Genomic DNA, 24,690 nt, shown 5'->3' with positions numbered 1-24,690 from the left:
CGCGGCGCGCTCAGGTGCGCCGCGCGAGGAGGAAGGCCCTGTCGTCCTCGGGCAGCTGGTCGCCGCGGAACTCCTCGAGCATGTGCGTGAGCTTGTCGGCGATCGACGCGACCGGGCGGCCAGCGCTGGTGGCGCAGAGCTTGGCGAAGCCCGTGCCGAGCGCGTGCAGGCCGAGCATCTGCTTCGACGAGTTGCGCAGCTCGGTGAGCCCGTCGGTGTACATCGCGAGCACCTCGCCCGGCGCGAGCACGCTCTGGTGCGCCTCCATCGGCACCAGGCCGACCCCGAGCGCCGGGTTGACCGCCGCCTGGAGGTGCCGCAGTCCGCCCTCCGCGGTCGCCACCAGCGCCGGCGGGTGCCCTGCGTTGACGCACTCCATGCGGCCCGTCGCGGGGTCGAGGGCGACGGCCACCATCGTGACGAACGAGTGCTCCGGCAGGTACTCGCAGAGGTAGGCGTTCAGCCGGTCCATCATGCCCGTGATCCCGCGGCCGGCGTCGACCGTCGCGCGCACCATCGTGTGGACGCTCGAGCCGATGAGCGCGGCCTGGAGCCCCTTGCCGCAGACGTCCGCCACGGCGAGCATGATGCGGCCGTCCGGCATCGGGACGATGTCCACGTAGTCACCCCCGACCCACCGGCACGGCTCGAAGCCGAGCGCCACGTCCAGCGCCTTGAACTCCAGCCGCTTCGGGACGAAGGTCCGCTGGATCTGGTGCGCCATCTCGAGCTCGCGCTCGATCGCCGCGTGCGCCTGCGCGTGGCGCCGCGCCTCCCAGGCCGACTCGGCCTGCTGATAGACCTCCGCCGCGAGCGCGATGAGCCCGAGCCACTCGACGCTGCCGAAGTCGGGGGGCAGGGTCACGTAGAGCAGGTTCATCATCTGCTCCTCGACGCGCAGCGGACAGGCCACGACCCAGAGGGCCATGACGTCGCGCGACATCGTGAGCTCGACCGTGGCGCTGTCGCTCACCAGGTTGCCGGCCAGCACCGGCTCGCGCGTGTCCTGCACCGCCGCGAGCACGCGGCGCGAGATGTACGGCGGGGCGACGGAGTCCTCGCGCCGGAGCGACTGGAACGGGCGGTGCGGCCCGGACAGGATCGTCAGCGCGCCGTTCTGCCGGAGCCGCAGCGCGAGCGCCATGCTGCCGTGGAAGTCCTCGCGGACCATCAGCTGGCAGAGCGCGTCGAACCGATCCGTCGCGTCCTCGATGCTGAGGAGCCGCCGCGACAGGTCCATCAGGGTGAACAGGTGCTTCGCCGCGATCCGCGGAGGGTCGAGCTCGCCGAGCTTGCGGATCGCGGTCGGCTTGTCCTCCTCGAAATGGAGGCCGCCCGGGTCGATCGGCACACGAGGGGCCCGCGCCGTGAGCTGGAACTCGAGGATGTAGTCGCCGATCCCGATGCGATCGCCCGGCTTCAGCACCTTCTCGTTGATCCGCTCGTCGTTGACGAGCGTTCCGTTGGTGCTGCCGAGATCGCGGATCCACCACCGGCCGAACGGATCGCAGAAGAGCTCCGCGTGGCGCCGTGAGACCGTGTAGTGGTCGAGCGTGAGCTGCACGCCCGGCGCCCTGCCGATGACGATGTGGGACTCGGTCAGCGGCCGTCGCGTCCCCGGGAGATCGCCGAGCCGGATCTCCAGGTGGCCCTTCCAATCCGAGCTCGACGGCGCAGGGCCCAGGCTGTCATCTGCAGGCGACATCGTTCGACCTGGCCCGACCATGGGCGGCGGCGTGGACATGGACCGTCTTTGATGGGTACCGAACCGGCGCCCTGACATCAAGGGGATGCTCGCGATTTCGCGAGCTCGGCAAGAGCTGCATCGGTTACCGTCGGTTACCGGGTTACCGGGTTACGGCGTTACGGGGTTGCCGGGTCACGAGGATACGTGGTGACGAGGATACGCGGATACAAGGTGACGCGGCTACGAGGTCGCGAGGACACGCGGAGCTCCTCGCGGTTGCCGAGGAGTCACCCAGGAGCTCCGCCGTGGCGCCCGCGCCGCGGCGTGGGCGCTACGGCGATGCCCGCGGCGCGCCGCCCACAGCGCGTGAATCGAGCGACACGCCACGGGGCCAGCGGCGACACGGCAAGGACGCCGCCGCTGGATGCCTGGTCACCAGGACCGCCGCGCTGGCGTGCGACGCCTGCTCGCGCCGCTCGGGGCGCCCTCGCCCTCCGTCAGGCCTTGACCACCTTGGGGTTCGCCGCGCGGTAGACGCCACGGGCGTCGACGATCAGGGCGGCGTGGTTCAGCACCAGATCGTAATCGACCACGGAATGGTCGGTGACGATCATGACCGCGTCGTGGCTCTTGAGCGTGTCCTCGTTGAGGGGGACGGACGAGAGCTCCGGCAGATGCGGCCAGGTGCGCATGCGCGGCAGCTTGGGGACGTGCGGGTCGTGGAAGCTCAGCACGGCCCCGAGCTTGCGCAGGAGCTCGATGATCTCGAACGCGGGGCTCTCGCGCGGGTCGTCGATGTCCTTCTTGTAGGCGACGCCGAGCAGCAGGACCTTCGTGCCCTTCAGCGCCTTGCCGCGCTCGTTCAGCGCGAGCTGGAGCTTGTTGACGACGTAGTGCGGCATCTCGACGTTCACCTCGCCCGCGAGCTCGATGAACTTGGTGGACACGCCGTACTCGCGCGCCTTCCACGCGAGGTAGAACGGGTCGAGCGGGATGCAGTGGCCGCCCCAGCCCGGGCCGGGGTTGAACCGCATGAAGCCGAACGGCTTGGTCGACGCGGCGTCGAGCACCTCCCAGACGTCGATGCCCATGGCGTCGTAGACGACCTTGAGCTCGTTCACGAGGGCGATGTTGATGGCCCGGAAGATGTTCTCGGTCAGCTTCGCCGCCTCGGCCGCGCGCGCCGAGGAGACGGCCACGACGCGCGCGATCGCCTGCGAGTAGAGCGCCTGCGAGAGGACCAGCGACGCGCGATCGACGCCGCCGACGACCTTCGGGATGGTCGCGGTGCTGTGATCGCGGTTCCCCGGGTCCTCGCGCTCGGGCGAGAAGGCGAGGTAGAAATCCTGCCCCATGCGCAGGCCCGATTGCTCGAGGATGCCCTTGACGAGCTCATCGGTCGTGCCGGGATACGTGGTGGACTCGAGGACGACGAGCTGCCCCTTCCGCAGCCGCTCCTTGATCTTCTGGGCGGAGCCGACGACGTAGCTCATGTCGGGCTCCCGCTGGGCCGTCAGCGGGGTCGGGACGCAGATCAGGATGGCGTCGGGCTCGCCGAGCCGCGAGAAGTCCGCCGTCGCCTCCAATCGGCCCGTCTTGGCTGCCGCCGCGATGCGCGCGGGATCGAGGTGCTTGATGTAGCCCTTCCCCTCTCCGAGCGCGGTGACCTTCGCCGGGTCCACGTCGAAGCCCAGCACGCGGAAGCCCTTCTCGATGAACGTGAGCGCCAGCGGCAGGCCGACATAACCCATGCCGATGATGCCCACCTGGGCTTCGCGGGAGTTGATCTTGGCCAGGAAGCTCTCGACCGCAGGGGGATGCGTCTCTGCCATTTCCTATTATCTCCAGTGGTGGAGGGGAGCCGCCATGCGGATCCCGACCCAGTTTCGAAGAGAGGGGCCCGACGCTACCACAGGCCCCCCCAATTTCGCTCGAGTGTCGCGTGGGGCCCCAACGATCGGCGGGGAAAGGTGCTCCTCGTTGCGGTCCGCACGCTCGTTACGCTCGTTACGCTGGCGACGCTCGTTGCGCTCGTTGCGCGCGCTTCGCTCGTCACGCCGGATCGGTGACATTCAGGAAACGCCTTAACGACGGCGGTGGACCGCTTCGCGGGCGAGCTGGAGGAAGTCCCGTGATGCCTGCCGCGCGATGACCAGCGCGGAAGCGACGAAGGCGAGCCCGCCGACCACCACCTCAGCGCCAAGGCGGCACCCGCGGGGCAGGTCGTGGAGCGACCGCATGCCGTAGCGAACGGCGAGCACCGCGGCGACCATGGGCACGCACGCGACGAGCGGGCGGACCAGCGGGCGCAGGAGCCGCATGTACGGGACGCCATCGGCGCGCTTGACCACCCAGAGGCTCGCCAGGGCGTGCACCCCGAACGCAACGCCGACGCCGGCGCAGGCCCAGAGGACGCCGCCGATCGTTCCGAGCAGCGCGATGCTGCCGACGATCGCGGCCACCTTGAGCCACTCGAGGACCATGATCGTCCGCGTCCGGCCGTAGACCTGCATGTACGAGGACAGGACCCAGCCGATCGGGCGCGTGACGCCGAGCGCGGACAGCACGGCGAGGAGCGGGCCGGCCGGCTCCCATGCCTCGTTGAAGAAGGTGTCGTTCAGGATCGTCGGGGCGACCGCGCCGAGGCCCACGGCGAGCGGGAAGATGAGGAGCGCGAGCAGCGTGAGCGCGCGGACGAGCGCCGCCTTGCGCTGCTCCGGCTCGAGCTTCGCGAACGACGGGACGAGCACGTCGCCGATGCGCTCGCCGACCTGGGAGGCCGGGATGTCGGCGAGGTTCCAGGCGAGGTTGTAGAGCCCGCCGACTTGCTCCCCGAACAGGCGAATCATGACGAGGTTGTCCCATTTGGAAGCCCCGAAGTTCGCCAGCGACCCGAAGTTGAGCGGGATGCCGAAGGCGAACAGCTCGCGCGCCTTCTCGCCCGACAGCGGGCTCGGCGTCAGCCACTCGGAGAGCTTCACCGCCGGGACCGTGGTCACCACGCGCACGACGGCGCGCAGGAGCGTCGCCACCACGATGGCGTTCCCCCCCCAGCCGAGCACGGCGAGGGAGACGGACGCCGCGGTGTAGGTGAGCTCGCCGGCGGCGTTCCGGAGGCTCACGCTGCGGAAGCGCATCTCGCGGATGAGCAGGCGATCGGGGACGTACCAGATCCGATCGATGATCATCGCGAGAATGAGCCCCGGCATGAACTCGAGCATCCCGGGCGCGCCGACGAGGTGCACCGCGATCGGCTCCCGGAGGAGGTACACGGCGGCGATGGCGACGAGGCCCGCCACGTGGAAATAGACGGTCGCGTTGAAGACCATCTGGCGGTCGAGGTTGGGCCTCGACGCGATGAACTGGCCGGTCCCGAGGCTCGACATGAAGTGCGCCGTCATGATCACGACGGACGCTGCCGAGACCTCGCCGTACACATCCGGCGCGATGAACCGGGTGAGCACGAGGGTGCCTATCAGGCCGAGCACGCGCGAGCCGAGCCCCGTCGCGATCGTCCAGACCGCGCCGAGGACGGCCTTTCGGGCAAGCGCGGAGGAGCCGGCCACGATCAGGGCACGAAGACGGTATCGCCGGCCTTGAGCACGAGGTCCTGCTCGGGCCGCTTGCGCGAGGCGATGTCGTCGTAGTTGATGGGGATGTGCCGGAACTTGCCCGGGCTATCCATGCGGATGAGCAGGATCTGATCCGTCGAGGCGAACTGGTTGGGACCGCCGGCGAGCGCGAGCGCCTCGGAGACGGAGACGAAGTAGTTGGAGGCGAAGATGCCGGCGCGCGCGACGTTGCCGCTGACCACGAACCGGTAGCTGTTGATCCCGGTCACGGCGACGGTGATCACGGCCGTCTCGTCCTTCACGAACTCTGAGAGCCGCTTCTTCAGCTCCTCGCGCACCTGGGTCGGGGTCCTGCCGGCCACGTAGACGTCGCCGATGAGCGGCATCGTGATGACGCCATCGGCCCGGACGAGCGCCTCGCTCGACAGGTCGGCCATGCGCCAGACGTTGATCCGGATCTGGTCCCCTACCCCGATCGTGTATTCGTGCTTACGCGGGTCGTACTCCTTCGCGTAGTTCGCGGGATTGTAGACGTACGTGGGCGCGCACCCGGCGGAGAACGCGGCGAGGGCGAGCCCTGCCGCTGCCGTCAGAAGCACTCCTCGCATGAAGGACCGTTTCGTGGGACGGGCTGTGCCTTCCATGGGCGTCTGCATTGAGGAGGATGTCAGGCGGTACGGGGTTGCGATCACGCGGCGATCACGCGGCGATCACGGGGCGATCACGGGGAACGAGGTGAACTCGGCCGTACGGCGGCGCGATTCACCGAGCGGCGCCAGCATTGCAGGAAGGCCGTCCGCCGCCAAGGGGAAGTTTTCGTACCGCGGCAAGACGCGGGATCCTCGCGAGGAACCAACTTGACGGGCCGATGACCTCTCTCGAAAGTCGGCTTTGATGCTGCTTCATCTGCAACGGATCGCGGTCCCCTTCGAGTACCCCGTCTACTTCACGGAGGGCGTCTTTTCGCCGAGCAACGCCGACCTGGCGGCCGCCATCGCCGCGAAGGAGCCGCGCCGGCGTCACCGCGTGCTGCCGGTGATCGACGGCGGCGTCGCGGCGGCGTGGCCGTCTCTGGCGGACGACATCGCGCGGTACGTGGGCGCGCGACCGGACCTGCTCACGCTCGCGGCCGAGCCGATCGTGGTGCCCGGCGGCGAGGCGGCGAAGAACGACGGCGCGGCGACGGCGGCGCTGCAGGCGAGGCTCGACGCGCTGGGGATGGATCGGCAGTCGTTCGTGATGATCGTCGGAGGCGGCGCGGTGCTCGACATGGTCGGCTACGCGGCGGCGACGGTGCACCGAGGCGTCCGGGTCGTGCGGATCCCGACCACGGTGCTCGCGCAGGCCGATTCCGGGGTCGGCGTGAAGAACGGCGTCAACGCGTTCGGGAAGAAGAACCTGCTCGGCACGTTCGCCCCGCCGTTCGCGGTGCTCATCGATCCGCGCTTCCTGGAGACGCTGCCCTTGCGCGACAAGGTGGCGGGGATGGCGGAGGCGGTGAAGGTCGCGCTGATCCGGGACGCGCGGCTGTTCTCGTGGCTGTCCGAGCACGCGCCCGCGCTCGCGTCGGGGTCGCTCGCGCCGCTCGCGCAGCTCGTGCGCCGCTCGGCGGAGATCCACCTCCAGCACATCGCGAGCGCGGGCGACCCGTTCGAGCTCGGGAGCGCGCGGCCGCTCGACTTCGGGCACTGGGCTGCGCACAAGCTGGAGTCGCTCACGAAGCACAGGCTCCGCCACGGCGAGGCGGTCGCGATCGGGATCGCGATCGACACGCTGTACGCCGAGCTGGCGGGCCTGTGCAGCCAGGCGACGGCGGCCGCGGTGGTGGCGGCGCTCGAGGCGCTCGGCTTCACGCTGTGGGACGACGCGCTCGCGCTGACGCGCACGTGCGAGAGCGGGGAGCGGGGCGAGCGGCTCTGCGTGCTCGATGGGCTGGACGAGTTCCGCGAGCACCTCGGCGGGGAGCTCACGGTGACGTTGCTCGAGGACGTGGGGCGCGCCCGCGAGGTGCACGCGATGGAGGAGCGGCACATCGTCGCGGCGATCGCGCGGCTGCGCGAGCGCGCCGGGAGGCGGGGCGCGCTCGCGGCGATCGGCGCAACGGGAGCGGCGAGCGCGGCCACGGGAGCGGCGAGCGCGGCCACGGGAGCGACGGGCGTGGCCACGGGAGCGGCGAGCGCGGCCACGGGAGCGGCGAGCGCGGTCACGGGAGCGGCGCAATCATGAGGCTCGCGTGCGCGGGCGCGCCGCACCTCACGTACTGCACGAACATCCACGCGGGCGAGACGTGGTCGGAGGTGAAGCAGAGCCTCGAGACGCACCTGCTCGCGATCTGGTCGCGCGCGGCCGGCGGGGAACAAGGGGCGCTGCACCGAGGAGGCGACGGAAGCGGCGGAGGCGGCAGCGGGGCGGAGGGCCTCGGGCCGGGCGCGCGCCGCCGGTGCGGGGTGGGGCTGCGGCTCTCGGCGAGGGCGGCGGCGGAGCTCGCCGAGCCGGCGGAGCTCGACGCGTTCCGCGATTTTCTCGAGCGGAACGGCCTCTACGTGTTCACGCTGAACGGCTTCCCTTACGGCCGGTTCCACGGCGCGCCGGTGAAGGAGCGCGTGTACCTGCCCGACTGGCTCGACGAGGAGCGGCTCGCGTACAGCGATCTCCTGGCGACGCTCCTCGCCGAGCTGCTGCCGGCGGACGAGGGCCTGATGGGCAGCGTCAGCACGGTGCCCGGCGCGTTCAGGCCGCGGGTGCGCACGCCCGGCGATGCGCCGGCGATGGCGCGGCGGTTGGTCGAGCACGCGGCGCACCTCGTCGAGATCCGGCGCCGCACGGGCAAGCACATCGCGCTGGCCCTCGAGCCGGAGCCGTGCTGCTTCCTCGAGACGACGCCCGAGGCGATCGGCTTCTTCACCGATCACGTGTTCGCGCCGGAGCGCGCGCGCGAGCTGTCGGCGCTGGCCGGGATGAGCCTGCCGGACGCCGAGGAGGCGCTCCGGAGCCACCTTGGCCTTTGCTTCGACGCGTGCCACATGGCGGTGGAGTTCGAGGACGCCCCCGCGTCGCTCGCGGCGCTCCGCGCTGCGGGCATCGGCGTGCACAAGGTGCAGCTCAGCGCCGGGCTGCGCGCCCGCGTGGCGGAGCGCGAGCCGGCGACGATGGCGAGGCTGCGCGCGTATGCGGAGGACGTCGTCTACCTGCACCAGGTGGTCGAGCGGCGTGGGGGCCCAGGCGGGGGCGAGCTCGTCCGCTACCTGGATCTGCCCGAGGCGCTGGCGGCGCTCGACGGCGGGACCGCAGCGCCGCCCGGGGTGCAGCCGGAGGAGTGGCGAGTCCACTTCCATGTGCCGATCTTCCGGGAGCTCGAGGGCGCGCTCGCGACGACGCAGCCGGAGCTGGCGGCGCTGCTGTCGCACCTGCGAGACTCGCCAGCGACGCAGCACCTCGAGGTAGAGACCTACACCTGGGATGTACTTCCGGACGACCAGCGCCGAGGCGGGCTGGTCGAGGCGGTGGCGAGGGAGCTCCGCTGGGTGGAGGAGCGGATGGTGAGGGACGGAAGCGTGGGCGCCGGTGTCGGCGAGGGCCGAGGCGTCGGCGGGAGCCGTGGAGTCGGGGGAGACCGCGAAGTCGGCGCAGGCGCCGGTGGGCAAGCGGACAGTCGAGTCGGCGCCAGCGCCGGCGGGCGAGCGGACAGCGGAGTGGGGGCAGAGCGATGAGCTCGCGCGCACGGGTCTATCTGCGGCTCGGCCGCGTCTCGAATCTGCCCACGGTGTGGACGAACGTGCTCTGTGGCATGGTCCTTTCGGGGTCTGCGCCGCGGGCGATCGACGTGGCGCTGGTGGGGTTCGCGGTGTCGCTGATGTACGTGGGCGGCATGTTCCTGAACGACGCGTTCGATCGAGAGATCGACGCGCGCGAGCGGCCCGAGCGGCCGATCCCATCCGGGCTGGTGAGCGCCCGGGAGGTGTTCGCGGTGGGCTACGGCCTGCTCGGGGCCGGTGTGTTGATCGTGGGCGGCCACGCCTATGTGGCGAACCGGGGAATGGCGCCCGCCCTGGCGAGCGCGCTGCTCGCTGGGGCGATCGTGCTTTACGATGCCTGGCACAAGGGGAACCCGCTGAGCCCGGCGCTGATGGGGGCGTGCCGCGTGCTGGTCTATATGACCGCGGCGTTCGCGGCGGGGGGGCAGCTCGGGAGCGCGGTGCTCGCCGGGGGGGTGGCGCTGCTGTTCTACTTGATCGGGCTGACCGCGATCGCAAAGCAGGAGAACCTGCTGGCGGTGCGCAGCCTGTGGGCCCTCGGCTTCATGGCGGTCCCGTTCCTGGCGACGCTCGGTGCGCCGCTCACGGGGATGATGGGCACGATCGCGTACGGGGCGCTCGCTGGCTGCGTGATCCACGCGGTGAGGTTGCTGCGGGGGACGCGAAAGGACCGGATCCCGCGCGCCGTGGTGACGCTCATCGCAGGGATATCGCTGCTGGACGCGGTGCTCATCGCGAGGAGCGGAGCGCCGGGGGCAGACGGCGCGGCGGCGCTGGCGATGCTGGGGTTTCCGCTGACGCTGGCGATGCAGCGGGTGGTGCGGGGGACGTGAGGACTGGCGCGGGAGTCGGTGCCGCAGCTGGCATCCTCATCGACGACTGAGAGACAACAGCTCGGGCTACTGGAGACGCGGCTCATGACGTTACGTAACGCACGAATCATTCCAACAGGCTTCTTTGCGCTATTCTTTGCCGGTTCCGGATGCGCGCTCGTCCTCGGGCTCGACGACTTTGAAGACTCTCCACCATCAGAAGACCAGAGTGCAGGCGGGAATAACAGCGCGAACGTTTGTAGGCCGAACATCACAGAGGAATGCTACAGCGGCCCAGAAGGTACTGCTGATTTCGGGCTGTGCAAATCCGGAACACGGACGTGCGACGACAGTGGAAGCACCTGGGGTGCATGCCAGAACGAAAAGCTGCCAGCTCAGGAGACCTGTGCGATCGACGACGACGAAAATTGCGACGGCTTCGACTGCACCTTGTGGGCACGAGCATTCGGAACTGAATCAGTGGCTCACTCAGTAACAACCGACCGACAGGGCAACATCATCGCAGCAGGCGCCTTCTCGCAGTCCATACAATTTGGCACAGAGCCACACACAAGCGCCGGAAACTCCGACATATTCATCGTCGCCCTTGACAAAGACGGAAACCACATATGGAGTCACAGCTTCGGAGATGCAGCAGCTCAGGAAGCGACATCCGTAAGCGTAGATGCCGCAGGCAACATCTTGTTGACTGGCGTCAGCGCCGGCACGATAAATTTCGGCGGGAGCGACGTCGGACCGGGTCTATTTGTCGCAAAATTCAGCAACAAAGGAGAGCACACGTGGAGCCGCAGCTTCCCAGCAAAAATCGTTAACGATAGTTACTTTGACCAATTCACCAGAACCGTTCGCCCCAAGATCAGTAGCACGCAACATGGCGACGCGTTCATCTCAGGAACGTTCAGAGGGAACATTGAGTTCGACGATACGATCCTGACATCCGCTCCAGCGGACACGCCGGATATGTATACTGCAAAGCTCGATGGGAAGACAGGATCCACGAGCACAGCACAAGGCGGATGGGCACGGATGTTCGGCAGCTCAGGCGATGATGCGCTGATAGACGCAACCATCGATCGAAGCGACAACATCGTTATCATCGGGAATCATCAGAACTCGATTCGCTTTGGCGATTCGCCAGAGCTTGACGGCGCGGGGATGTTCCTAGCGAAGCTCGATAGCGCTGGGACCCCGGTTTGGACACGTGACTTCGACAATGGTTACCCGTCTGCTCTAGCCGTGGACAGCCTCGGCAACATTTCGGCCACCGGCAACTACGATGAGCGCATCGAATTTGACAGCAGCCATGGCCTCGGTTCACCCGATGGGGACACAGCGTTCTTCGTCGTCCAATTCGACGCATCCGGAAAACATCGTTGGAGTCGCGACTTCGAAGGAACTTCCCACAACGCGATCGGCGGCATCAGCAATGACACGCTCAACAACGTCGTGCTCATCGGAGAATTCAGCGGGGAGCTGAGGGTGGACAACGAGATCATGGACCACGACGAGCTCCCATCCCCCTGGGTACTGAAGCTAGATTCGTCAGGAAAAACGCTCTGGAAAAGGTCATACCGAAGCGGAGGCCCGTCAGACGGATTTGCCGCAAAGGCAGCCCTCAGCAACGAGACCATCATCATCGGCTCATTCTTCAGAACAATCGCGTTCGAGTCGGGGACGCTCCAAACAGATTACGATACCATGTTTCTGGCAAAGCTTGGAATTTAGCAGCGTGGCCACCGCGAACCGTTCATACCAATTTATGACACGAAGCAATTGACGGGGGCGTCAACAAAAGATGTGATCCATCACGATTCGACTCACATCAAGAGCAAGAACCCTTCCATCCGGCAGCAGCGAGCCACAAGTAGAGAGCGCGAGCGGCCCCTGCTCCGGGCGCGCGGTCAAACGACCGTGCGATCCTTTCACCAATGCGGCATCCAGTGGGATCACGTCCATAAGATACCGGAAACCGAGCTTTTTCTTGAGCAGCTTCCAGGCGACATGGGCTGGCAGGACGCGCAGCTTAGGGTCAGAGAACAGCTCCACAGGATCGTATCCGGGCTTGCGGTGGATATCGACGGTTCTGGCAAACTCTGGAGCCTTATCGTCATCGAGCCAGTAGTAGTAGCTGAACCACCGATCCTCTCGTGAGATCGCTACAAGCTCTCCCGACCTCGCATGATCCAGTCCGGCTGAGCGCTTGGCTTCCGCATCGAGAACGACGTCTACTCCGGAAAGCCTTTCAAGGAGCGCCTTCACTTCTTGAATACGCTCCGGGCGACGCACGTACACATGCGCCACCTGATGATCCGCCACCGCGAACGCCTCGGATGCGCCGGCGTCGAGCTTCTCGAGGCCACGCTCAACCCTGACGCGCAGGAGCCCCTGCTCTCGGAGCGCACGGTTGATGTGCACCACGCCGGACACACGCGTGATGCCGTACTCGGACAGGACGATCACCCGCGCCCCATCCTTGCGCACATGGTCGATGAGCTCCCCGCATACGGCGTCCACGGCGCGGAGATCGTCCCTGATCCCCGGGTGATCCGGCCCGAGCCGTTGCAGGTTGTAGTCGAGGTGCGGAAGGTAAACCAACGTCAACGTGGGCCGTCGCGTGTCGTAAACATGGCGCGCACACCGCGCAATCCACTCCGTCGACCGGATATCCGCGTTCGGACCCCAGAAATTGAAGAGAGGGAACTCACCCAATCGGCAGACGAGTTCATCTCGCAACGACGCCGGTTCAGTGTAGATATCCGGCAGCTTGAGCCCGTCCGCCCAGTAGATCGGCCTCGGCGTCACCGCGTAGTCTGCCGAGCTGTACATGTTGTACCACCAGAACAGCTTCGCACAGGTGAACGTCGGATCGCGCCGACGCGCAGCCTCCCAGATCTTCTCCCCCGTCACCAGCTGGTTCGCCTGGCGCCACAGGTTCACCTCGGCGATATCGCGAAAGTACCAGCCGTTCGCGACGCAGCCGTGCCCGCTCGGGAGGAGGCCTGTCGTGAACGTCGACTGGACGGTGCATGTGACCGCCGGCAGCACGGTCTGAAGAGGGCGCATCACGCCCTCCTGAGCGAGCCGCTTCAGGTTCGGCGTCGCATCGCCCAGGAGTTCGCCGGTAAGCCCGACGACATTGAGAACGACGGTGCGGTGCATACCTGTTCAATCAGCTCTTCACGACGGGAGCCTGCCCGCGCAAGACCGAGTTGCCCTCGAACAGGGCGCGCTGATCCACCGCCGGCGCCTCGCCGAACTCCGCGAGATCGAGCCGGCCGCTCTGGGAGAAGAAGGTGAGGGGGTTCTTCCACACGATCCGCTCGATCGCATCGTCCGAGATCCCGTTCTCGCGCATCCGCGCCGCCGTCTTCGGGACCTTGAGCGGATCGCTCACGCCCCAGTCCGCCGCGCTGTTGATCAGGATTCGCTCAGCGCCGTAGGTCTTGACGAGCGTGACCATCCGGTCCTCGTCCATCTTGGTATTGGGGTAGATGGAGTGGCCGGCCCAGCAGCCGGTCGCGAGCACGAGCGGCAGCGTCTCTTCATTGTTATGGTCGATGAGCACACGCTCCTCAGGGAACCGAAGCTCCTTCACCAGGGCGAGCGTCCGCTCCGTGCCCCGCTTTTTGTCGCGGTGCGGCGTATGCACCAGAATCGGAAGATCGTGCTCTCGGGCGAGCTCGACCTGCTGGGCGAAATACTTCTCTTCCTCCGGTGTCATGTCATCGAACCCGATCTCCCCGACCGCGACCACGCCTTCCTTGTCGAGATAGCGCGGCAAGAGATCGATGACGCCTTGCGCCACGCGAGGGTTGTTGGCTTCCTTCGGGTTGAGCCCCAGCGTGCAAAGGTGACGGATGCCGAACTGACTGGCCCGGAAACGCTCCCAGCCGAGCAGGGACGTGAAGTAGTCCTCGAACGTGCCGACATGGGTCCTCGGTTGACCGAGCCAGAACGCCGGCTCGAGGACGGCCACGATGCCGGCCGCGGCCATCGCCTGGTAGTCGTCCGTCGTCCGCGATGTCATGTGGATATGGGGATCGAATAGCTTCAAGAGTCCCTCCGCAGCGCGCTGCTTCACTCGGGGATCCGTGTCGCGCGCTCACGCTCGTGGTCCAGAGAGAGCAAGCCTATGTCGGCCGGGACGCTCCGGCCAGCCGCCCTCCGTTCGCTCGCGAAGTCCTCCGCCATCCTGGCGAGCTCGCCCGATCGCCGTCGGTCGAGCCCGATGATCCGGGCGAGCGCCACGCCCATGAACATGGCCTTGAGGACCAACTGGTTGAAGTTGAGATCGGGAAAATGGGCAGCCGGGTAGGGATTCTCGCAGGCGATCGCTTCGAAGATGGGCAGCTCGTTCGTTCGGCACGCCTCGACCGCGAGCGGAACGAAGCGCTCCGCCTCGGTCAAGAACGGCAGTGCCCGCAAGAGCGCCTGCCGCTCCCGGCCATCTCCCTGCTCATAACAAACACGGAGCAGCGATTCGAGCTCCGGTGCGGGCAGGCGCCTCGAAACCTGCGCCAGCATCGTTACCCGGCCGAGCTCATCCAGTGCCCTGCCATCGACCGCCCCGGCGACACCGGCAGCCTCCAGCGCATCCCGCTCGTCGGGGTGAAGCCCGAGCTGCGCCCTACCGAGCACCCGTACCGCCGCAGTGAACGTCGCGAGGAAGCGGTCGAGATCGAACCACGTCGACGACTCGCTCTCCCGCGCGTCGGGCGTGCCGCCGAGACCCGCACCGGTCCCGGTCACCCGTTCGACGCACTCCAGCCAGGAGCGCGCCGCCGAAGGAATCCGGCGCGAGAGAATTCCAAACAGCAGTAGGGAAGCGTCTTGCATTGTAGTCATGCCCGCCGGTCCGGGCGCCTGCCGCAAAATGCCGACGTCGCCGAGCGGTGGAAAGTTATACCAAGGGGCGCGCTGTTCGGATAGTGTCCTACTGCATGATGGACCAGAAGCGTTTCCTTTTGTCTTTTATGCCCATCGCAGCCGCCCTTTTCGGGCTCGGCTTCACCCTGAATGGCTGCGGCGGCAGCGACAACAGCGCAGGCACAGGCGGAGGAGGCGGGGGAGGAACCGGTCCCGGTGGACCGGGCTCCGGCGGCGGCACCTCGAGCGGCGCTCCCACGAGCAGCGGATCCGGCGCGAACACCAGCACAAGCACCAGCACCAGCACCGGCACCAACGCCAGCACCAGCGGCCCGGGCTCGACCACAAGCACCGGAGCCGGCGCCGGCCCTGCGACCAGCGCCGGCTCCGGTGCCGGCGGGAGCGGGACGATCGAGTGCGACGAGCCGGGCGGGACCGTGCCGCCGCTCAAGCTCACCGAGGTGGTCAACGGCTTCGACCGGCCGCTCCATGTAACCAGCGAGCCTGCCGATGCGAGCCGACTCTACGTTATCGAGCAGGTCGGAAGGATTCGCCTGGTAAAGAACGGAGCGCTTCAGGAGGAGCCGTTCCTCGACATCACGGGGCTCGTCACGCCGGTCGACACGGGCTATGATGACGAGAAGGGGCTACTCGGCCTCACGTTCCATCCCGACTACGCAGAGAACGGGCGCTTCTTTGTGTACTTCAACGCACGCCGCCAGGGTGATTTGGCGACTGGACTCACTCTGATGGAATTCTCACGCTCGCCAAGCAATCCGGATGTCGCCGTCGCCGAGAGCAAGCGCAGCTATTTCCGCATAACATCCGGTGTCATGGGCAACCACAACGGCGGCATGCTCGCGTTCGGCCCAGATCGCATGCTCTATATAGGCGTCGGCGACGGTGGTGGCCAAACCGACAACCCGGATCCGAACAACAATGGGCAGAACATTGAGGTAAAGCTCGGCAAGATCCTGCGCATCGATGTCGATAATCATCCGACAGCGCCAGCGGGGAACGTCACCGGTGGAGATCCGGACGTCTGGGATTACGGCCTGCGCAACCCGTGGCGATTCAGCTTCGACCGCTGCCGGGGAGATCTCTACATCGGAGATGTCGGTGGGCGATTGTTTGAGGAGATCAACGTCGAGCCGCGCGGCCAGGGCAACAAGAACTACGGATGGAGCGTCACCGAGGGGGGTACGTGCATCCAGCAAGACCAGGCGACCCCATGCAACTCGCCGACGATCACGGCGCCCATCGTGGCGTACGATCACGACAACGGCGATGGTTCCGTAACCGGCGGCTATGTCTATCGTGGGAGCAGGATCCCCGCGCTTCGTGGGAAATACCTGTTCGGCGACTACGCATCGGACAGAGTCTGGATGCTTACATGGAAGGACGGCATCGCCACGCCAAGAAGCTCGCTCAGCCAGGACCTCGCTTCTGAGAGTACCATCCAGGGCCTGGCTTCGTTCGGAGAAGACGCAGCGGGCGAGCTGTACATCGTCTCTTACGGAGGCAGCATCTTCCGAATCGATCCGGAATAGATTGTCCCGCGATCCATAGGGAACAGCGTGGCCGTTCATCGTTGGTCCCCACCTTCCGAAGAGCAGCTTACCAGATCTGGATTCGAGCCATGCAGAATACGCTGAAACTGGCAGTGGGTTGGGTGCTCGCGCTCGGGTTGCTGAGTCACGAGGCAGCCGCTGGGATCGATGACCTCCAGGGCACGGCGCCGGGCGACATGCCACAACCGAACAATCTGGGCACCGCAGAGCGCTGCGCCGGCTGCCATCTCGCCGAATACGAGGATCGCCAGGACTACATGCCCACCGACACGTGGGCAGGTACCATGATGGCCAACGCATGGCGCGATCCTGTCTTCAAAGCTGCTCTGGCGATTGCCAACCAGGACGCGCCGGGGGTGGGGACTTTCTGCTTGCGATGTCACTCTCCCATTGGGTTCCTGAACGGGAGAGCGACGCCTCCGGATGGCTCTGGATTCGACCCTGAGGCATCGGTTGATGGCAAGATCGTCGATGGCCAAGGCGTCAGCTGCAACGTTTGCCACCGCGCGATGCCGACGCCGGGCCCCAACAATACTGAGTCGTACCTCCTCGGCAATGCTCAGCTCGTGTTCGACCATTCACCAGAGGCTGCTGACTTCATCAACACTCCTGTAATGTACGGTCCTTACGAGAACATTGAGTCCAGGTCTCACATCGGGGAGAATGCCCCAATGCTCGCCGATTCCCGATTCTGTGGCCAGTGTCACCAGGTCACGAATCCGGAGGTGATGCTGAGGGACGCGAGCGGTACGCCCACCACCATCGAATTTCCCCTCGACACGACCTACGAGGAGTGGGCCGCCAGCGACTTCCGCGACGGTGGCTCGAACGAACAGAGCTGCATCGACTGCCACATGCAGAAGAAGCCGGGGGAGTGGGCTGTCGCCGACGAGGGGCCGATCCGCAACGACCCGCGCGACCACCTCCTCGTCGGCGGCAACCACTGGGGCATCCAGGCCGTCATGGCGGCTGACAAGGCCCGCGCCGCGGAGTATCCCGACTCCTTCGAGCTCGCGCTCGACGGCACGCTCAAGAGCCTCACCTCGGCCGCCTCGGTCACTCTCGTCGACGCCCCGCAGGAGGCCGCGCCTGGACAGGAAATCGCCGTCACCGTCCGGGTCGAGAACCTCACCGGTCACAAGTTCCCGACAGGCTACGCGGAGAGCCGGCGCGCCTGGATCGCCGTGTTCCTCGTCGACGAGAGCGGCGTCGAACGGCCGCTGCTCGGCGGCTACGACGCCGACACCGGCGAGATCCAGCACGAGCCGCCCACCCACGAGTACCGGGCCGTGCACGGGCGATGGGACGGCGAGGCGGGCGTGGGTGAGAAGGAGGAGCACCTCGCGCTCCACGACATGATCATCTCCGATACGCGCATCCCGCCGAAGGGCTTCGTCCCGTCGCGGACCACCCAGCCGACCCAGGAGATCGACTTCGCCGATGGGAACGGCGGATACCGCAACTACGACGAGGCGCGCTTCACGCTCACCGTCCCGGCCAACGCCTTCGGCAGGCAAACGCTCTCGGCGCGCGTGTACTACCAGTCGATGACGAAGGAGTACATCGAGTTCCTGCAGTCCGAGAACCGCACGGACAGCACGGGAGACGACCTCCTGGCCATCTACGAGGAGACCGGCGAGGCGCCGCCCATCCTCGTCGCGGCCGATGACGCGGAAGCGCCGCTCGATCTAGGAGAGCCGCCCGCCAACGCCAGCAGCAGCAACGGCGCCGGCGGCAGCGGCGCCGGCGGCAACGGCACCGGCGGCGAGAGCTCGACCGGCGGCAGCGTCAGCCGCTCCAGCGACGACGGCGGCTGCGGCTGCCGGATGCCCGGCAACGCCCCCGACGGCTGGCTCCCCGCGGGCCTCGCGGGGCTCGCCCTCGCCGCCGCAGCCAGGCGCCGGCGCACACACCGGCGGCGTTGAGCCCCGCCCCACAACGAACCGCCGCAAGCGCGCGTCGCTGCGGGGCGGACGATCCCCGATCGACTCCGTCCCGCCGTTTCACCTGGAGACGGGCCCTTTTTCGCTCGCATCGCCCCCCCGGCGCCTTCATAGAGTGAGCCCACCCAGCGCCTCACGGCGAGCCTCGCCTTGCCCATCTCCCGCCTCGTCGATCCCCTCCTCGTGCTCCTCGTCGCCGCGGGCGTCGGCCTCGCGCTCTCCGGCGGCGACTGGAGCTTCCGAACACGCGGGGCGAAGATCGGGCGGGCGCTCGCGTGGAGCGCCTGGCTCGCGCTGTGGCTCCTCTCCACGCCCTGGCTCTCCAGCGCGCTCGCACGCCGGATCAGCACGGTGCCGAGGGACCTGCACGCGGAGCTCGCCGGAAGCTCACCCGAGCGGCGGGTCCTCGTCATCCTCACCGCCGGCATCGACGCCGACGAGTTCGGCGAGCCAGCCATGGAACGGCAGTCGGCGGCAGGCCTCGAGCGCGGCCTCGCCGCCGTGCGGGTCTACCGCGAGCACGGCTTCGGCCACATCATCGTCTCGGGGAAGGACGTCCGAGGCGCGCCCACCCAGCTCGCCAGCGCCATGGCCGATCTCCTCGTGGAGCTCGGCGTTCCCAGGAAGAAGATCATCCTGGAGACCGAGTCGCGCGATACCCGAGAGAACGCCCTCCACTCCACGCGGATCGCCCGCGGCCTGTCGGCCGACGCCGTCGTGGTCGTGACCAGCGCGCTCCACATGCCGCGCTCCCTCCGCATGTTCGAGCGCGCAGGGCTCGACGTCCTCCCCGCGCCGGTCAGGTTCCAGTCGCTGCCGCCCGAGGGGCCTGAGCGGCTGCTGCCGGAGTCGCTCTCCCTCAGACGTTCGCAGCGCGCCGTTCACGAGCTCGTGGGTCTACTGGAGCCGTAGCCCCGGCGCGCCCCGCGCTACCAGGTGACCTTCTGCGAGCCGCGGAGGTATCGCCAGAGGCCGACCACCGCCGCCGCGTTCAGGACCACGAACGTCCGCGCGAGCGCGCCGAGCTTGCCCGCAGCGCCCCCGAGCGCCGCGAGCAGGTAGAAGGCCACCTGCCCGCCGAACAGCGCGCGCGCCGCGTAGAGCGTCCACGAGGCGTCGCCGCTCATCTCGGCGCCCATCCACGCGACCGTCGACGTGATCAGCAGCGCGACGAGCGCCCAGGGGCACACGAGGCGGAGCAGCTTGTGCGAGAAGATCTCGAACCAGGACGGGTTCCTGAACGGGACGAGGAGCGCCGGGAGCAGCGAAAAGAGCTGATAATTGCCGGCCAGCGTGCGCACCTTGCGGCCGAACTCGCGCTCGTCGCCGAAGGCGTCGTCGTACGCGATCGCGTCGGGAGCAAACAGGATCGAACGCCCCTCGAGGCGGAGCCGCATCGGCACCCACATGTCGTCGAGGATGACGCCCTCCGGGAGATGGCTCATGTCGGCGCGGCGGATCGCATAGATGGGACCGGTCACGCCCACCATGCTCCTGAACCGCCCTTCCTGGAGGCGGATCCAGTTCTCGTAACGCCAGTAAGCCCCCGACCCCGCCGATCCCTTCAGCACCAGGTTGCCAGAGACACAGCCCGCGTTCGGATCGGCCAGGAGCCGCACGAGCGCGCGCAGCGCCCCAGGCACGAGCGGCTGGCGGATGTCCGTCATCAACAGCACCTCGCCCGTCGCGACCCCGAGCATCGTGTTCACGCCGATCGGCTTGCCACGACGCGCCTCGCTGACGATCACCTTCACCCGAGGATCGCGCTCGGCCAGCTGTCGCGCCACGAGCACGGTGTCGTCCGTCGAGCCGTCCGAGAAGAGCAGGACCTCTAACTTGTCCTTCGGATAGTCGAGCGCGAGGAGGCTCTCGACCTTCGCCGGGAGATACGACGCCGCGTTGAAGACGGGAATGCACGCCGTCACCGTGGGGACGTAGTCCGGATCCTCCTTCCGCTGCGCGGGCCGGAGGCGCGCCAGGACGCCGATAACGATCGGGTACCCGAAGTAGGTGTACACGAGCACCGCGACGGCCAGAAAGGAGGCAATGACCACGCTAAACTGTAGAGCGCCGGTCGGGGGCGGTTGTCAACCGACATGGATGGGCCACGCCGCGACATCGCCGTTCAAGTTGCATGCGCACGCGCACGCGCGTCACGCGCCGCACAGGACCGATGCGTGGCGCATGTCGCACGCTCCGTGAAGCGCGCCGCGTGAGGCGCGTCGTGCGCCGCGCGCGCACGCAACACAGGCGCCGCGCGCCCCAGGTCGTCACGGGACGCGCACGCCGCGCGCCGCCCGCGATCAGTCCTGCACCTTCACGCTCCGGATGATGTCCCCATCCGCGAGCGCAGCCCACGGCCCGGCGGCGACGCCGACGGCCGCGTACTGGCCGTCGAGGTGCGGCGCGCGCGCGTGCATCACGAAGAGCTGGCTCGATCCGGTGTCGCGGCCGGCGAGCGCGACGCCGACCCGCAGCGGCTCGAACGCGACCGGCGACGTCTCGCAACGCAGCGCCGGCCTGCCGGGCGGACCTCCTGCGCCGTCGCCGAACGGCGCGCCGAACTGGGTGACGAAGCCGGGCACCACGCGATGGACAAGCTTGCCGTCGTAATAGCCGGAGCGCGCGAGATCGACGAAGCGGGTCACCGCGACGGGCGCGAGCGCAGGGTCGAGCGTCATCGTGAGCTCGCCGGCGTCCGTGTCGAAGATCAGCACCGCCGGCGCGCGCACGAGCGCGGAGGCCTCGGCGGGCACCTCGCCGACCGGCGGCGCGACGGCCGGCCGCCCCGCCGCGCCCGCGTCCCCCGGCAGACCGGCGTCGCACGCGATCTTGCGGCCCCTGAGCACGCCGAGCGCCGTCCCGGCGCGCGCCCGCGTCGTGGGGTGGCTCGACCGGCAGAGCTGCTCCAGGCGAGCCTCCGCCGGCTTGAGCGCCAGCGCGCCCACCGCGTCGACGACCGCGCCGATCAGCTCCGGATCGTCGCGCGCACCTGGGCGGTCGAGGATCGCGAGCAGCGCGGCCTCGATCGCCGGCGACGTGACCGCTGCGGGAGCGTCCTTCTCGTCGCTCCGCTTCCTGCGCTTCCGCTTCCCCGGCGCCTCCGACGCGCGCTGAGGCTGCCGCGCGATGACCTCCGCCGCGGCGGCGACGAGGCCCGGCTCCTCCGCGGCGAGCGCCTTCGCGAGCAGGTCGGGCGCGCCGGCGATCTCCTCGTGCGCGGCGATGAGCTCGATCGCGGCCTCCCGCGCGCGCAGATCGCCCGACGCGGCGTACGCGCGGAACGCGGCGAGCCGCGCGCCCGTGATGGCGTCGCGGCCGATCACCTCGACGACCGCCCGGGCGCCGATCGGGCCGCGCACCGGCGCGCCTGCGTCCGGCTTGCTCCCCGGCTCCGCCGGCGCCGTGACGTCACAGCCGAGCAGCAGCGGATCACGGTAGTCCCCGCCCGCGAGGAGCCGGGCCGCGCCGCAGCGGAGCCACGCGACGCGGCGGAGGATCGCCGCGGGCGCGCTCGGCGGCGGCGGCAGGGCGGCGAGATCGCGGAGCGCCTTGCGCGCGGCGCCCGCAGATCCGAGCGCGTCGAGCGCGGTGAGCAGCACGCCGAAGTCCTCGCTCACGAGGCCCGTGAGCGCGATCGGGTCCGCGCTCGGGGCGAGCGCGGCGACCGCGTCGGCGAGGGCGCGCTGGCCGGGCGGGCCGAGGCGCTTGAGCGCGCGCGCGGCCTCGGCGCGCTCACTCGCGGTGAACACGCCCTTCGCGGAGAGCACGCGCGCAAGCTCGGAGGCAGCCGCCTCCCCTGCCCGGCCGAGCGCGCGCACCGCGAAGAGCCGCGCGTCGGAGGCCTCCGCGAGCCGCGCGGTCGCGACGTCGCGGATGCGGGGGATGACCGTGAGCGGGACGTGCTCGAGGCGCCCGATCGGGTAGAGCGCCTCGGGGACCGGCGGGCTCGCCGCGCTCCCCGAGGCGAGGTTGAGCAGCGCGACGAGCGTCTCCTCGCGCAGCTTGAGCTTGATCGCGGCGAGATCGCCGAGCGCATACGCCGCGTGGATCGCGCGCTCGCGCGGGCCGTCGAGCCACGCGACCAGCGTCGGCTCCGACGCCTCCGCGCCGCACCGCCCGATGGCGCGGGCGAGCGCGCCGCCCGCGTCGAGCGGCGGCGCACCCGCAGCGGCGCCGCCGCTCGGCGCCGCCGCGGACGCAGCGGCGCTCGCCGCGCCCGCGGGGCTCGGGCGGGCGTCGCGGGCGAGGGCGCGCGCGACGAGCGCCGAGACCGCCTCGACCTCGCGCTCCTTGCACGAGAACCCGAGGCCGTAGGCGGCCCACGCGACCACCTCGTCGTCCTCGTCGGCAAGCGCCCGCGCGAGCCCGGGCCACGCCGCGTCTCCGCCGATGCGTGCGAGGGCCCGCGCGGCGGCGCGCCGCACGCCGACGTCGCGGCTCTGCTGGTCCGCGGGGCTCACCTCCAGGGCGGCGCGGCGCTGCTCGGCCGCGAGGAGGGCATCGAGCCGCCCCGCCGCCCCGGCGCTGGCGGCCGGCGCCGCCGCGGAGCTCCCGGCGTCGGGCGCAGGGCCCGGCGCCGGCTGCCCGGTGCAGGCGGAGAGGGAGAGGAGCAGCGCGAGGACGAGGAGCGGAGAGGAGCGCCTTCTCGGCATGATCACGGTTCACCCTGACGAGCGGTGTCGAGCAGCCAGGCGGCGCTCTCGCTGAGGATCCGCCTGCGGCGCATCGCGCGCGCGTCGAGCCACATCGAGATCACCTCGTGACCGCGCTGCCATGCGCGCGCAACCACCGGCTCGCTTACGCGCGACGCCGGCAGCCCGCAAGCGTCGATCCCGACGTCGTGGAAGTTCTGGAGAGCCCTGGCCATGTGCCAGGAGCAGGTGACGATCGCCGCGCGCCGCGCGCCCACGCGGCGCAGGAGGGCCGCGCTGAAGATCGCGTTCTCGTGCGTCGTCAGCGACCAGAGATCCTGCAGGATCGCGTGCGCCGGCACGCCGGCGCGCCGCAGCTCGGCGGCGAGCACGCGCGCCTCGACCTGCGCGCCCCAGCGGCGCCCGCCGCTGGCGATCACCCACGGCGCGACCCCGGCGCGGTAGGCCTCCGCGGCGCGCGCCGCGCGGCGCGCACCGGGGGCCGCCGGGCGCCCGGAGGGAAACACCCTGCAGCCGAGGACGACGATGGCGTCCGCGTGGAGCGGCATGCGACCGACCATAGCCCATCGGCCGCGACCTTCGCGTGCCCGCTGCGCGCGATCGTCCTGCCCTCCCGCTGCCGCCCGCGGGCCGTTGCCGCTCCGATGCCTGCGCCGCCCGCAGGCTGACCTGTGGCCGCCACCTGCGCCCCCCGCCCCGGCGCCCGCGCCTCGGCCCCGCCTCCGCGCGCTCCCGCCCCCCAGCGGCAGGCCGCGACCGCCGCTGGGCCCGCAACCTATCCCCTGACTACATTGGCGCCTTGGCCCTGCTCCCCCGGCCAGGTCTCCACGTCTGCGACCTTCCTTGCTCCCGGTGCACCAGGCGGCTTGACGCTGCCCGCGCTCGGAATCTAATAGCTCTACCTTGAAACGGGCGGGGTTCAGCGAGCGAGGCAGGATGCGGATCAAGATGTGGGGGGTTCGCGGAAGCATCCCCACGCCCGGTGCAGGCACGGTCGAAGTAGGCGGCAACACGAGCTGCTATGAGATTCGTGCCGGCGAAACGCTGGTCATCCTCGATGGAGGGACGGGGCTCCGTCTCCTCGGCCAGGAGCTGGTCAAGGAGATGCCCTTCGAAGCCTGGATGTTCTTCAGTCATGTGCACTGGGATCACATCCAGGGCTTCCCGTTCTTCACGCCCGCGTTCGTGCGCGGGAACAAGATCCATCTCTACGGTGGCCTCAACGTCTCCCGGACGCTCGAGGAGACGCTGGCCGGGCAGATGGACTACCCGAGCTTCCCGGTGCACCTCACGGAGATGGGCGCGGCGATGACCTTCCGCGACCTCTACGAGGGCGAGGTGGTCACGATCGGCCCGAACGACGATGTGCGCGTGACCAACGCGCGCGGCAACCACCCGAACGGCGTGTACGCGTACCGCGTCGAGCACGAGGGCAAGGTGGTCGTGTACATCACCGACTCCGAGCACTACGCGATCGTGGATCCGAAGCTGAAGAAGCTCGCGATGGGCGCCGACGTGCTGATCTTCGACGCCATGTACACGCCCGAAGAGTACGCGGGCGAGGTCGGCGGCGGCCCGAAGACGGGCTGGGGTCACGCCACGTTCGTCGCGGGCTGCGAGCTCGCGAAGGCGGCGGGCGCCAAGCAGCTCGTCCTGCACCACCACGATCCCAACCAGACCGACGCGATGGTGCGCGAGAAGGAGATGCGCGCCCGCGAGCTCTTCCCGAACACCATCGCCGCGCGCGAAGGCACGGTCATCGAGATCTAGCGCGACGCCTCGCCAGGCTCGTGGCGGCAAGGAGCAGC

General features: G+C 68.9%; 18 protein-coding genes. 8 read left to right on the top strand and 10 right to left on the bottom strand.

What is annotated here, in order from left to right:
• Positions 1-10 precede the first annotated feature (10 nt).
• The 4 genes from WME82_RS04840 to WME82_RS04825 form a co-directional block, all read right to left on the bottom strand.
• Entirely contained in the window at positions 11-1,705 is a 1,695-nt protein-coding gene (locus tag WME82_RS04840) for a SpoIIE family protein phosphatase (RefSeq protein ID WP_437549743.1), read from the bottom strand.
• A gap of 479 nt (positions 1,706-2,184) precedes the next feature.
• Positions 2,185-3,519 (bottom strand): nucleotide sugar dehydrogenase, encoded by a 1,335-nt coding sequence (locus WME82_RS04835; protein WP_438041855.1) that lies wholly within the window; start codon positions 3,517-3,519, stop codon positions 2,185-2,187.
• 252 nt (positions 3,520-3,771) lie between these two features.
• Positions 3,772-5,253, bottom strand: coding sequence for an oligosaccharide flippase family protein (locus tag WME82_RS04830; protein ID WP_438041854.1), 1,482 nt, complete (start codon positions 5,251-5,253; stop codon positions 3,772-3,774).
• 2 nt (positions 5,254-5,255) lie between these two features.
• Positions 5,256-5,867 carry a polysaccharide biosynthesis/export family protein gene (locus tag WME82_RS04825; RefSeq protein WP_437744360.1) on the bottom strand — a complete coding sequence of 204 codons (612 nt, stop codon included), beginning with the start codon at positions 5,865-5,867 and terminating at the stop codon, positions 5,256-5,258.
• Positions 5,868-6,150: 283 nt separating this feature from the next.
• On the opposite strand from WME82_RS04825, the gene WME82_RS04820 reads away from it, so the two are divergent.
• The 4 genes from WME82_RS04820 to WME82_RS04805 all read left to right on the top strand — a co-directional run bounded on the left by WME82_RS04820 (position 6,151) and on the right by WME82_RS04805 (position 11,572).
• On the top strand, positions 6,151-7,485 hold the full coding sequence (locus tag WME82_RS04820) for a 3-dehydroquinate synthase (RefSeq protein WP_438041853.1): 1,335 nt from the start codon (positions 6,151-6,153) through the stop codon (positions 7,483-7,485).
• Positions 7,482-8,969, top strand: a complete 1,488-nt coding sequence (gene eboE, locus WME82_RS04815) for a metabolite traffic protein EboE (protein ID WP_438041852.1) — start codon at positions 7,482-7,484, stop codon at positions 8,967-8,969. Before WME82_RS04820 ends, eboE begins: the two co-directional genes overlap by 4 nt.
• Positions 8,966-9,847, top strand: a complete 882-nt coding sequence (locus WME82_RS04810) for a UbiA family prenyltransferase (protein WP_438041851.1) — start codon at positions 8,966-8,968, stop codon at positions 9,845-9,847. The genes eboE and WME82_RS04810 overlap by 4 nt, the downstream gene beginning before the upstream one ends.
• 84 nt (positions 9,848-9,931) lie before the next feature.
• On the top strand, positions 9,932-11,572 hold the full coding sequence (locus tag WME82_RS04805; protein ID WP_438041850.1) for a hypothetical protein: 1,641 nt from the start codon (positions 9,932-9,934) through the stop codon (positions 11,570-11,572).
• 60 nt (positions 11,573-11,632) lie between these two features.
• Here WME82_RS04805 and WME82_RS04800 read toward each other — a convergent pair whose 3' ends face one another.
• The 3 genes from WME82_RS04800 to WME82_RS04790 are packed head-to-tail and all read right to left on the bottom strand — an operon-like array spanning position 11,633 to position 14,683.
• Positions 11,633-13,006: an alkaline phosphatase family protein gene (locus WME82_RS04800; RefSeq protein ID WP_438041849.1), complete on the bottom strand. Its 1,374-nt coding sequence runs from the start codon at positions 13,004-13,006 to the stop codon at positions 11,633-11,635.
• A gap of 10 nt (positions 13,007-13,016) precedes the next feature.
• Positions 13,017-13,901, bottom strand: coding sequence for a TatD family hydrolase (locus WME82_RS04795; protein ID WP_438041848.1), 885 nt, complete (start codon positions 13,899-13,901; stop codon positions 13,017-13,019).
• A gap of 23 nt (positions 13,902-13,924) precedes the next feature.
• On the bottom strand, positions 13,925-14,683 hold the full coding sequence (locus WME82_RS04790; RefSeq protein WP_438041847.1) for an EboA domain-containing protein: 759 nt from the start codon (positions 14,681-14,683) through the stop codon (positions 13,925-13,927).
• A gap of 104 nt (positions 14,684-14,787) precedes the next feature.
• On the opposite strand from WME82_RS04790, the gene WME82_RS04785 reads away from it, so the two are divergent.
• The 3 genes from WME82_RS04785 (at position 14,788) to WME82_RS04775 (ending at position 19,139) form a co-directional block, all read left to right on the top strand.
• Positions 14,788-16,263, top strand: coding sequence for a PQQ-dependent sugar dehydrogenase (locus tag WME82_RS04785; RefSeq protein ID WP_438041846.1), 1,476 nt, complete (start codon positions 14,788-14,790; stop codon positions 16,261-16,263).
• A gap of 692 nt (positions 16,264-16,955) precedes the next feature.
• A complete protein-coding gene (locus WME82_RS04780) occupies positions 16,956-18,209 on the top strand; it encodes an MYXO-CTERM sorting domain-containing protein (RefSeq protein WP_438041845.1) in 1,254 nt (417 codons plus the stop codon).
• Between the two features lie 168 nt (positions 18,210-18,377).
• On the top strand, positions 18,378-19,139 hold the full coding sequence (locus WME82_RS04775) for a YdcF family protein (protein WP_437914899.1): 762 nt from the start codon (positions 18,378-18,380) through the stop codon (positions 19,137-19,139).
• A gap of 17 nt (positions 19,140-19,156) precedes the next feature.
• On the opposite strand, the gene WME82_RS04770 is transcribed toward WME82_RS04775, so the two are convergent.
• The 3 genes from WME82_RS04770 to WME82_RS04760 form a co-directional block, all read right to left on the bottom strand.
• Entirely contained in the window at positions 19,157-20,281 is a 1,125-nt protein-coding gene (locus WME82_RS04770) for a glycosyltransferase family 2 protein (RefSeq protein WP_437297930.1), read from the bottom strand.
• A gap of 249 nt (positions 20,282-20,530) precedes the next feature.
• On the bottom strand, positions 20,531-22,882 hold the full coding sequence (locus WME82_RS04765; RefSeq protein ID WP_438041844.1) for a peptidylprolyl isomerase: 2,352 nt from the start codon (positions 22,880-22,882) through the stop codon (positions 20,531-20,533).
• Between the two features lie 2 nt (positions 22,883-22,884).
• Positions 22,885-23,430 carry a YdcF family protein gene (locus tag WME82_RS04760; protein ID WP_438041843.1) on the bottom strand — a complete coding sequence of 182 codons (546 nt, stop codon included), beginning with the start codon at positions 23,428-23,430 and terminating at the stop codon, positions 22,885-22,887.
• Between the two features lie 400 nt (positions 23,431-23,830).
• On the opposite strand from WME82_RS04760, the gene WME82_RS04755 reads away from it, so the two are divergent.
• Positions 23,831-24,652 (top strand): MBL fold metallo-hydrolase, encoded by an 822-nt coding sequence (locus WME82_RS04755; protein WP_236644465.1) that lies wholly within the window; start codon positions 23,831-23,833, stop codon positions 24,650-24,652.
• The last annotated feature ends 38 nt before the right edge of the window (positions 24,653-24,690 follow it).

This window comes from Sorangium sp. So ce128 (assembly GCF_051525245.1).
In the GTDB taxonomy this organism is placed as follows: domain Bacteria; phylum Myxococcota_A; class Polyangia; order Polyangiales; family Polyangiaceae; genus Sorangium; species Sorangium cellulosum_B.
Note: the sequence above shows the minus strand (reverse complement) of the source record. Positions and strands in the feature narration are given on the sequence as shown.

What these genes read in the sequence shown, in the direction of transcription:
- WME82_RS04840 (WP_437549743.1), bottom strand. Translation starts at nt 1,705, where the DNA reads ATGTCGCCTGCAGATGACAGCCTGGGCCCTGCGCCGTCGAGCTCGGAT.
- WME82_RS04835 (WP_438041855.1), bottom strand. Translation starts at nt 3,519, where the DNA reads ATGGCAGAGACGCATCCCCCTGCGGTCGAGAGCTTCCTGGCCAAGATC.
- WME82_RS04825 (WP_437744360.1), bottom strand. Translation starts at nt 5,867, where the DNA reads ATGCGAGGAGTGCTTCTGACGGCAGCGGCAGGGCTCGCCCTCGCCGCG.
- eboE (WP_438041852.1), top strand. Translation starts at nt 7,482, where the DNA reads ATGAGGCTCGCGTGCGCGGGCGCGCCGCACCTCACGTACTGCACGAAC.
- WME82_RS04810 (WP_438041851.1), top strand. Translation starts at nt 8,966, where the DNA reads ATGAGCTCGCGCGCACGGGTCTATCTGCGGCTCGGCCGCGTCTCGAAT.
- WME82_RS04805 (WP_438041850.1), top strand. Translation starts at nt 9,932, where the DNA reads ATGACGTTACGTAACGCACGAATCATTCCAACAGGCTTCTTTGCGCTA.
- WME82_RS04800 (WP_438041849.1), bottom strand. Translation starts at nt 13,006, where the DNA reads ATGCACCGCACCGTCGTTCTCAATGTCGTCGGGCTTACCGGCGAACTC.
- WME82_RS04790 (WP_438041847.1), bottom strand. Translation starts at nt 14,683, where the DNA reads ATGCAAGACGCTTCCCTACTGCTGTTTGGAATTCTCTCGCGCCGGATT.
- WME82_RS04785 (WP_438041846.1), top strand. Translation starts at nt 14,788, where the DNA reads ATGATGGACCAGAAGCGTTTCCTTTTGTCTTTTATGCCCATCGCAGCC.
- WME82_RS04780 (WP_438041845.1), top strand. Translation starts at nt 16,956, where the DNA reads ATGCTCGCCGATTCCCGATTCTGTGGCCAGTGTCACCAGGTCACGAAT.
- WME82_RS04765 (WP_438041844.1), bottom strand. Translation starts at nt 22,882, where the DNA reads ATGCCGAGAAGGCGCTCCTCTCCGCTCCTCGTCCTCGCGCTGCTCCTC.
- WME82_RS04760 (WP_438041843.1), bottom strand. Translation starts at nt 23,430, where the DNA reads ATGCCGCTCCACGCGGACGCCATCGTCGTCCTCGGCTGCAGGGTGTTT.
- WME82_RS04755 (WP_236644465.1), top strand. Translation starts at nt 23,831, where the DNA reads ATGTGGGGGGTTCGCGGAAGCATCCCCACGCCCGGTGCAGGCACGGTC.